The following is a 2,308-nucleotide window of genomic DNA, read 5'->3' as shown; positions in this document are numbered from 1 at the left end:
TCTGACTCCTCTAATGATGAAACTCTTTTCCAAATTCGCTTCATCATAAGGAATTCAGATTCCTTTTACTTCTTTTCTTATGTCGAACTCACGTTATTTATGCAGAGAACCACACGTAAAATCGTTCAAGCTATTCTATATGAAGTCATCGCAGTTTTGCTTGTAACCCCGTTTGTTGTACTGATATTTGATAAATCGATCGGAATGTCGAGCTTACTCGCAATTGTAATGTCGCTTATTGCAGTGAGCTGGAATTATATTTTTAACTCGATGTTTGAATATTGGGAGACAAAGCAAACTCAAAAAGGCAGGTCAATTCGCAGACGCTTCCTTCATGCAATCGGATTTGAGGGGGGATTAGTAATATTCACAGTTCCGCTGATTGCCTATTGGCTTGAGCTTTCTTTGTGGGCAGCGCTGATTATGGATATTGGTTTGCTTATATTCTTCTTTTTCTATGCGATAGCTTTCCACTGGAGTTTCGATAAGCTATTTGGCCTACCCGAATCAGCTCAATGGAGTGTAAATAAGGGACAGACCTGATCAAAATGGTGAAGCTCGACCATTCCTTCTTTGCTTGCTATTGATTTACCTTAATTTCAAGCACTGATGATTTATTGACTTCAACCAAAACAGGAAGTTTTTTAATCCGCAACAATCTTGCCATGACCTCTTGCCAGATAATCTTCTGATTGCATTTCCATCAAGCGGGAAACCGTGCGTTCAAATTCAAAACTGATCTCTCCCCCCGCATAAAGCGATTGAGGAGGCACGGCAGCTGAGCATAAGAATTTGACGTTATGTTCATAAAGTGCATCGATAAAAGTGATGAAGCGCTTAGCCTGGTCGCTGTTTTCCCGGGTAAATTGTGGGATCGCAACCATAATGACGGTATGATAGGTTCTTGCAATGGCAAGATAGTCTGCCGGACCCAATGGATTTGCGCATAACCGCTTAAACGAAAAAACCGCTACACCGCGTGCCGCTTTGGGTACAAACAACGTGCGCCCCTGCACTGCCAGCGTTTCACTGGGAACCTTTGCGCGGTCTTCCACGCGGCGATCCGTCAGGCGAAAAAAAGTTGCAGATAATTGAGCAGTCGTTTCCTCATTAACCGGAAAATAATACGTTTCTGCGCCCTTCAGACGGTTGTAGCGATAATCAACCGGTCCCTCAAGCGGAATCAGTTCAAGTCTTTCCCTGATTTGCTCAATGAAAGGCAGAAAACGGTGGCGATTGAGGCCATGTCTGTAAAGATCGTCGGGTGGTCTGTTAGAAGTTGCCACCACAATTAGACCTTGCTCAAACAGCGCGTTGAACAGTCTTGTCAGCACCATGGCATCTGCAATATCCGTGACTTGCAGTTCATCAAAACAGAGTAAGGTTGCTTCATTGGCTATTTGCCGCGCAATAACCGGAATAGGATCAGCATCACTGGCGCGTCCGCTACGCTGCATCCGTTTTTGTGCAGAAAGATCATGCGCTTCCTTAAGTCGGGCATGGATATCCAGCATAAATTCATGGAAGTGCACCCGTCGTTTGAATGTCGTTGGAGCTATAGAATAAAACAGATCCATCAGCATGGATTTGCCGCGCCCTACACCTCCATAAAGATAAACTCCTTTGGGAGCTGGCTTATCGCTACCTGACCAACGAAACAAACCAGTCGGCCACCAATTCTTGAACGAGAATCTATTGCTTTGGTTGTCTATCGCTGGGTAATCAATCAACTCACGATGCAATCGCTCCAATGAAGCTACTGCCTTGGCCTGATCAGCATCAGGCTTGAGTTCCCCAGCCTGCATCAATGCTTGATATTCAGCTTCAGGTCCATTTTCTTCTATTGGGCGTTTCATGAGGTGTTACATTTTGGCAAAAAGTATCAGCGATTTTAACATGAGGAGATCGCGGAGAAGATTCCAGGTCTTGTGACTAACATTGCAAATATAGTAACGATTTGTTCCTAGGGTCTGTTGACGTTTTGAGATAAGTATTTCATAAATAGAAGCAAACTCGTAATATTGAGGTGTTCTCACACCACCAATAAAACGAGTTTGCGATGCCCCGATTGATGCTCAACGATGAGTTCTGGTCGAAGCTGGAGAAAATTCTGCTTCAAGAAGCGATTTATAACAAGCGCAATTTGCGCATGACAGTAGAAGGTATGTTGTATCGAATGCGGGTTGGTTGTCCGTGGCGAGACTTACCCGAGATATTTGGATGCTGGAATTCGATCTACAAGAGATTCAATGCCTGGTCATTAAGTAACAAGTGGAACAGAGTTTTCAAGGCACTGATTATTGATCCA

3 protein-coding genes are annotated in these 2,308 nt (G+C 44.0%); 2 read left to right on the top strand and 1 reads right to left on the bottom strand.

The genetic code is table 11. The features are described 5' to 3' along the window. Positions 1-543: PACE efflux transporter (locus BLV54_RS15050; protein ID WP_256329558.1), on the top strand; the 543-nt coding region annotated here is incomplete at its 5' end. Between the two features lie 101 nt (positions 544-644). Here the strand turns inward: BLV54_RS15050 and zapE are convergent. Continuing rightward, positions 645-1,856 carry a cell division protein ZapE gene (zapE, locus tag BLV54_RS15045; RefSeq protein WP_090572391.1) on the bottom strand — a complete coding sequence of 404 codons (1,212 nt, stop codon included), beginning with the start codon at positions 1,854-1,856 and terminating at the stop codon, positions 645-647. Positions 1,857-2,059: 203 nt separating this feature from the next. Between zapE and BLV54_RS15040 the strand changes: the two genes are divergently transcribed. After that, positions 2,060-2,308, top strand: a 249-nt coding sequence (locus tag BLV54_RS15040; protein ID WP_143032555.1) for a transposase, incomplete at its 3' end; no start/stop codon positions are given.

Origin of the sequence: Nitrosomonas sp. Nm33, from assembly GCF_900107265.1 — a bacterium.
Classification (GTDB): domain Bacteria; phylum Pseudomonadota; class Gammaproteobacteria; order Burkholderiales; family Nitrosomonadaceae; genus Nitrosomonas.
Note: the sequence above shows the minus strand (reverse complement) of the source record. Positions and strands in the feature narration are given on the sequence as shown.

Bases quoted from the DNA above. Each gene is read 5' to 3' on its own strand.
- zapE (WP_090572391.1), bottom strand. From the start codon at position 1,856: ATGAAACGCCCAATAGAAGAAAATGGACCTGAAGCTGAATATCAAGCA.